Genomic DNA, 6995 nt, shown 5'->3' with positions numbered 1-6995 from the left:
ATTGTAATAAGACTCGAAGTTTACCTTGACGCCCATTTGTACGAGTCTGCCGAGTTGCCATCCGAAAGAGGTATGCTCGTCGGTCTGGAAGGCAGTCTCGTTGAGGCTTTGCCACATCTCCCAACTCTTGTCGGTAGGAATCGCTTGGAGACGATTGACAGGAGTGTTGGAGAACTTGATATTACTTTGCAACTGAAACACGTTCTTGCCAATATGGTAAATGGAGCTAAACTGGTTGGTTAGCTGATAATTGGCTGATTTTTGCTTTTGTGCGCCATCAAAGTTGTCTTCCAACCCAAAATGCTTGTGATAGAACTTGGAGTTGAAGGTAAAGTCATCCAGGAAATATACTTTCTCCGTATTGTTCTCCAGTTTTATCTTTCCCATCAAAGAATTAGAATATACTGCCGCCTGCACCTTCTCAGAGAAGTCTTGATACTGGTTGTCATCCACAAAGATACTGGATTTTTTCTGGTTTTGGTAGTGCAGGTCATCACCGGCATAACGCAAATTGAGAGAAAGCGTTCGTTTGTCCTTCAGCTTGAAGAGAGAGTTGAAAGCTCCTTCTCCCGACTTATTGTCAACATATCGGTTCAAAGACACACTAGGAATATCTTGTGCAGAAAGGCTGATTCCATCCCATGTAAACGATGAGAAATCAGAAACTTGGTCGAGTCCGAAAGACTGCGACGTATTATAAGTCAAGCCCGTATCATTTGCCTTCATCGACAAAAGTTGCTGCGACTTTTTGTTGATTTGCATGGCGAAGACATCACTCTTCCACAGCGTCTGGTCATCATAGCCCAATCCTTGCTGAAGATAGCCGATAGGCTTCAGCTTACGGTTATTCCTGATTTTCAGGTTGAGCGCAGCCTTGTCGGAGAAGTCTACATTCTTCAAGGCTCTTATGGGTTGGTGGTTTTCGTAGACATTCACCGCCGCCACGTCGTCAGGGCGGATATTCTTGGTAGCCAAGGTATAGTTGCCCGACAGCATGTCCATGTTCTCGATATAAAACTTGCTGATGCGTTCTCCCTGATAATAGATACCTCCAGTATTATCCACGCTGATACCTGGCATTCGTTTCAAGACATCTTCAATACTTCTATCACTTCCTTTCTTGAAGGCATTGACGTTATAGGTCAATGTATCGCCAGATTGGTGAATTGGCACACTTCTTACTACTACCTCCTTGATATTGATGGCAGCATCATGTAAGATGATATTCTTGAGTTTGCCAAAGTCCTTTTGCAGGACGGTTTTAGTCTCATAACTCAACCGCGACAAGGTGATACTGGAGATAGAATCATGGGCGGTGGTGGCAAGACGGAATTCACCTTGTCTATTCGTCTGTGCGTAACGCTTCAACTTCTTATGTTGATTGTAGGCTCTAACCATTACATTGCCAAGAGCTTTGCCCGACTCGTCCCTTACCATTCCCGAAAGGGTGGTTTGGGCAGAGAGAGGCAAGGCTATTAGCAATGCAAGGACAACCATCCCAATATGCTTGATGAAACTCATGCTAAAACTTTTGTTTTTATTAAACTGCCTTGCTGCTATTCCTTTTCCAAAGGATTATAGAATAACTTTCTCTTTTTAACTGGCAAAGGCTTTCCATTCATGTCTTTAGGAGCCAGAGGTGTATTCTGCCAAGATTTCATTGGATTTTCCTTATAAGTCTGAAGTGCCTTATTAAAGCGTTCACGTGTAGTCTTAAAATTGTCATTTTCTTGACGAAGAATAGGAGCATGCGACTTTCTCACGGTTATCGCCGTGAAAACATGGTCTTTGTCCAAAGACCTAGCCTCCAAGATGAGTCCTGGCAAACCATTCAACTTCCAAGGTCCCAAACTATATGGAATATCCGAGTACCAAACTTGCCATTTACGACCTCTGAATTCGCAAGTGGCAAGGTGACACAAATAGCCACATACTTCTTTTGTACTATCTGACAGTTCCCAATTAATTTGTGGTTTTGGCTCATGGTAAATAAAATGGTCGATACAAACTCTACCATAAAAACCCAAACGATTAGAATTCATATGTAGCAGTATGAAATCTGACTCTGGATTATATCTACGATATAACACATCAAAATCTCGATTTGTCACAACAGGCATGGTCGCCATGGCAGAATCCAATCGATATTCTCCATAATCTCCATACTTGCAAATAGAATCACCTATTTCTAATATTTGGTCATATTCACGAAAAGTAGATAAATCTCTATCTATTACGGTATAATGATAAATACATTCCATGAGACCGTTATCTACCTGTACCCGTTTAGCAACTTTTGCAGGCTGATTGTCATATGCCATTTGAGCGTTAGCTACAATTTGAGCGTTAGCTACAAAAGGAAATGCGCATAACAATAAAAAAAATAGTAATTTCTTCATAATCTCAACTTTTTAGTTGTTGCTTGTTTTATTTTAATTTCCGCTACAAAAGTACAAAATTGCAGGGAAAGGCGCAAGAAAATTATTAATTTACTTTTTACCTATTTTTTACCATTCACCAAATACACTAAAAATGAAAAGGTTATGAGTATTTTATCTAAATTTTACCATGCCAAAAATTATGGGATATGTAGCACATACTCATCAAATTCCTTGGGCTTTCCTACCTTTCCACACAGCTTTTTCAACATAGTTTTCCTGCTTTTTGAGATTGCTGCATCAGATAGATTTAAAAGTCTTGCCATTAAGGATGCAGGAATTCCGAGTCTGATCAGTAAGCAGATTCGATAATCTCTATCGCTGACTCGGTTCTTCAACATAGGAATAAAGTTAGGAATTAGTTCCTCTACCGTATCAGCCAATTCCGTCCAATCCTCCTCAGTCATTTCTTCCAAAGGATGCGCTTCTATACATTGGATTTTTTTGTAAATGGAAGAATTCTTTAAAACTAAATAAGCATCGGACATCGAAGATAATGAGTATCTGTTTTGTATATCATGTATCTCTGACACTAATTTACTGATTGCATTTTCTTTCTCTGTTATAATTTGAGCCAGTTTTTTGTCTTTTTCTGCTACAAGTTGAGCTTTTTCTTCCTGTAACCTTTTAAGTTTAAGCAAGCAGTCCTCATACACCAGCTTTGAAGCTGCTATTCTCTTTTTCTTGAGAGCTAACTGCTTTCTATAAACATAAGAAAGGAACAAGAACAATACGACACAAGCAAAAACTATCATATAGTTCATTTGTCTGCTTCGCTTTGCTTTCAGCTCCGCCCTTCTTGCTATTTCTTGATTTCTACCATAATCGTACATGGCTTGAACTTGTTGTAACTGAGTTTTTCTAGCTTCTATCAAGTCAGAGTCATTATACTCAGAACTTTGCAAGGCATACTTCATTGCCATTGCGGGTTGATTTACCTTTGCATAATATTGAGCTAAGGCTTTGGTTGTTGCAGCTTTAATACTATATGATTTACATAGTCTTAGGCTCTGTTGTAGATTGTTATAAGCAGAATCCAACTGAGCAGTAAACATATAATACGTTCCTTTTTGGCATAATACATAAGCCTTAGAATCCTCATATTCTGAATTTCCCTCATATCCTGTAGAAAAGTATGCCTTAAAAGTTTTTAGGGCATTAAGCGTATCTTCCTTTTCAACATAATAGTTATAATTACAGCCAAAAGCTATTGCTGCTGCATAGTTGTTTCCTATTTGCTTAAACATAGTTGCAGCATGCAAGTTTATCGCAATAACAGAGTCTTTATTTCCTAAATAAGAATAAGCATTTTCTCGATTTTGATAGTTAATAATTGCATTCAAGGTATCCTTTGCCAAATAGGCATACTTCTCCGCCTTACCAAAAGCATCTAACAATTGATAAGGTAAATATTGCTTACTAAAAAGAAAACCCATCTGGCTGTATACTCTATAAAGCGTGCCATAGTCACAATCTGCGGCAGTGGTATCGGCTTGCTCCGTCGCTTTATTATAATACTCCAATGCCATTGGTGCCTCATGCATATCCCTGTACACGCAGCCCAAGGCATAGTTAGCAAGCATACGCTCGTTAGCCGAACCATGATGGTCATAATAATCCACCACTTCCTTCATCACGCTATCAGATGTGAACGTGATGCAAGCCTTGTTCATCGCCTTATGACGCAACAACTCATAGCGTATCTTTTGCGATTTGGAAAACTCTGGCTGCTGGGATTTGACCCCATCAAGCATCCGGATGGCAACCTTGGCAGAGTCGTCATTAACATTCATGATGCTATCTGCCCGCTTCATCAAATCATCATACTTCCTGTTTCCTGCACAAGATGTAAGAATCAGGAGGATTAACAACAAATATATGACCTTTTCTTTCATTCCTCTCTTTTTTGCAAAAGTACGAAAAAATAAAGAAACTACAAAATAATGTCTCTATAAAATAACTATCACAAACCGCACATCAGCCGAAAAACGCCCGCACATCAGGTGATGTGCAAGCGCACAACAGCTGATGTGCGGTCTTAGATACTATATTTCCCAACAATTTCTACTGTCTTTTCCAACAACTTCTATCGTATATATAGAAGTCTTTTACTAGGTTCTTCCGTTAAATGCGAAGATGCTTACCATGTAAGACGTATAGCTTTAACGGAAGAACCTTTTTAAAAAACGTGTACTCTTTTTTAATGGATAATAATGAGTTTGGCAAACTCCCAGACAACAATACCAGCAGTAACGCTGACATTCAGGGAATGCTTTGTACCAAACTGAGGAATTTCCAGACAGCCATCACTCATATCTACGATGTTCTGCTTTACGCCTTTTACTTCATTTCCAAAAATAACAGCGTAACCCTTCTCTTCTTCAGTGTGGGCTTCCGGCAAGTTCTGCAGCTTGGTAGAACCTTCTACCTGCTCAATACTATATACAAAGTAGCCTTTTTGCTTCAACTTCTCTACAGCTTCTTCTGTAGTCTTGAAGTATTCCCAATCCACACTGTCTTCGCCTCCCAGAGCCGTCTTATGGATTTCGGCATTTGGAGGAGTAGCGGTAATACCACAAAGATACACCGCTTCAACTCTGAAGGCATCGCAAGAGCGAAAGACACTTCCTACATTATATAAGGATCGCACATCATCGAGAACAACAACCAAAGGAAGTTTTTCTGCTTCCTTGAATTCCTCCAGGGTGAGGCGATTCATCTCTATCGTTCTTAATTTACGCATTGCCTTCTGCTTCTTTTGTTTTGTAAGCCAAGGCGTACATACGTATCTGCTTAATCATCGCCAGAAGACCATTACTGCGAGTAGGACTCAAATGATCCTTCAAACCAATCTTCTCTACGAAATAGAGATCAGCATCCATAATCTCTGTTGGAGTATGACCGCTCAACACGCGAATCAGGAGAGCGATGATGCCCTTCACGATAAGCGCATCACTATCGGCAGTAAAGACCAGCTTACCATCTACATAGTCACACTGCAACCAAACACGACTCTGACAACCGTCGATAAGGTTCTGCTCGTTCTTATATTTCTCTTCGAGAGGAGCCAGTTCATTGCCCAAATCAATGAGCATCTGATACTTGTCCATCCAGTCGGTAAAGTCCTGGAACTCCTCAACTACTTCATCCTGCAAATCATTAATTGTTGCCATTATTTTATTTCTTTAATTTCGTTTACTGTAATCAACTTATAGAGCTTATCGTTAGGGCGAACCTTGCCTGGCACAGGAACGGAAACTCTCCAACCCTGCTGCGCTGTTTCCACTGGCTTCAGGTCGTAACGGATTTCATCGGCATTGAGATACATCACGCCGGTAGTGTTACCCGTAATGAGAAGCTTCTCACCCTTATCAAAGGTTGAAGCCTCTACGGCAACCTCTGCCACGCCCAACTTAGAGAAATATTTCATCACCTTACCCACAAGCACCTTCTTCTCTGTAGCCACAGAACCATAATGCTTATTCCACTCACCGAGAGTCTGACCCTGATAATAACCATCCCAGAAACCACGGTTGAATACGGTGGCAAGTTTTTCGTCCCAGGCATCCTTCTTCTCTTCTGTAAAGGTGCCGTCAAGAACTGCAGCTATCGCCTCCTTATAGCATTTCACTACAGTATATACATATTCAGGACCACGGGCACGACCCTCAATCTTGAAGACACGAACACCAGCATCCATCATGCGGTCGATGAAGCGGATGGTCTTCAGATCCTTAGGACTCATCACATACTTGTTGTCGATTTCCAACTGGTTACCGGTCTCATTATCAGTAACGGTATAACTGCGACGGCAGATTTGCACACACTCACCACGGTTGGCAGAACGATTGGCATTGGCAAGACTCATGTAGCACTTACCGGAAACCGCCATGCACAAAGCACCATGACAGAACATTTCGATACGAATCTGCTTGCCCATCGGACCGCAGATATTCTGCTTCTCAATCTGCTCATGGATGTGCTTCACCTGATCCATGTTTAATTCACGTGCCAATACAGATACATCTGCGAAACGTGCATAAAACTTCAAAGCCTCTGTATTAGAGATGTTTAACTGTGTGGATAAATGAACTTCCTCACCTACCTCATTACAATAGCTCATCACAGCCACGTCACTGGCGATTACTGCAGAAATGCCAGCCTCCTTGGCAGCATCAATGATTTCTTTCATCGTCTCAATGTCGTCATCATAGATTACCGTATTAACGGTAAGATAAGTCTTGATGCCATGCTCATTGCAGGTAGCAGCAATCTCACGCAAATCGTCAATAGTAAAATGATTGGCAGAGTGAGAACGCATATTCAACTTACCGATTCCGAAATAAACAGAGTCGGCTCCAGCTTGAATGGCAGCAGCAAGGGATTCGCGAGATCCTACTGGCGCCATTACTTCAAATTCGTTTATCTTTGTATTCATGAATGCAATTTTTCTATTTGTGGGTGCAAAGTTACGCCAAAATAAAGACAATACAAAATTATTCAAGATTTATTTTATGTTATAGGTGGCATTATGAAATCTTAACGCAAGAAATCAAG

6 protein-coding genes are annotated in these 6995 nt (G+C 40.8%); all 6 read right to left on the bottom strand.

The window, feature by feature from the left end; translation table 11 throughout:
- Window positions 1-1521 (bottom strand): carboxypeptidase-like regulatory domain-containing protein (locus ACTQ16_RS12785; protein ID WP_441937724.1); only part of this gene is annotated, 1521 nt, incomplete at its 3' end.
- Between the two features lie 35 nt (window positions 1522-1556).
- The gene (locus ACTQ16_RS12780; protein ID WP_441937723.1) at window positions 1557-2399 is read right to left on the bottom strand and encodes a GLPGLI family protein; all 843 of its coding nucleotides are present in this window, start codon (window positions 2397-2399) and stop codon (window positions 1557-1559) included.
- A 179-nt stretch (window positions 2400-2578) separates the two neighbouring features.
- Complete coding sequence (locus ACTQ16_RS12775) at window positions 2579-4333, bottom strand: hypothetical protein (RefSeq protein ID WP_441937721.1); 1755 nt, start codon at window positions 4331-4333, stop codon at window positions 2579-2581.
- Between the two features lie 305 nt (window positions 4334-4638).
- Entirely contained in the window at window positions 4639-5181 is a 543-nt protein-coding gene (locus ACTQ16_RS12770; RefSeq protein WP_217760034.1) for an RNA methyltransferase, read from the bottom strand.
- Window positions 5174-5611, bottom strand: coding sequence for a SufE family protein (locus tag ACTQ16_RS12765; protein WP_153124805.1), 438 nt, complete (start codon window positions 5609-5611; stop codon window positions 5174-5176). Before ACTQ16_RS12765 ends, ACTQ16_RS12770 begins: the two co-directional genes overlap by 8 nt.
- A complete protein-coding gene (locus tag ACTQ16_RS12760; protein ID WP_153124807.1) occupies window positions 5611-6876 on the bottom strand; it encodes a peptidase U32 family protein in 1266 nt (421 codons plus the stop codon). The genes ACTQ16_RS12765 and ACTQ16_RS12760 overlap by 1 nt, the downstream gene beginning before the upstream one ends.
- Between the last annotated feature and the right edge of the window lie 119 nt (window positions 6877-6995).

Origin of the sequence: Prevotella sp. LCP21S3_D2, from assembly GCF_052118345.1 — a bacterium.
Taxonomy (GTDB): Bacteria; Bacteroidota; Bacteroidia; order Bacteroidales; family Bacteroidaceae; genus Prevotella.
This window is presented reverse-complemented; position numbering and strand designations above follow the sequence as displayed.

What these genes read in the sequence shown, in the direction of transcription:
- ACTQ16_RS12780 (WP_441937723.1), bottom strand. Translation starts at nt 2,399, where the DNA reads ATGAAGAAATTACTATTTTTTTTATTGTTATGCGCATTTCCTTTTGTA.
- ACTQ16_RS12775 (WP_441937721.1), bottom strand. Translation starts at nt 4,333, where the DNA reads ATGAAAGAAAAGGTCATATATTTGTTGTTAATCCTCCTGATTCTTACA.
- ACTQ16_RS12770 (WP_217760034.1), bottom strand. Translation starts at nt 5,181, where the DNA reads ATGCGTAAATTAAGAACGATAGAGATGAATCGCCTCACCCTGGAGGAA.
- ACTQ16_RS12765 (WP_153124805.1), bottom strand. Translation starts at nt 5,611, where the DNA reads ATGGCAACAATTAATGATTTGCAGGATGAAGTAGTTGAGGAGTTCCAG.
- ACTQ16_RS12760 (WP_153124807.1), bottom strand. Translation starts at nt 6,876, where the DNA reads ATGAATACAAAGATAAACGAATTTGAAGTAATGGCGCCAGTAGGATCT.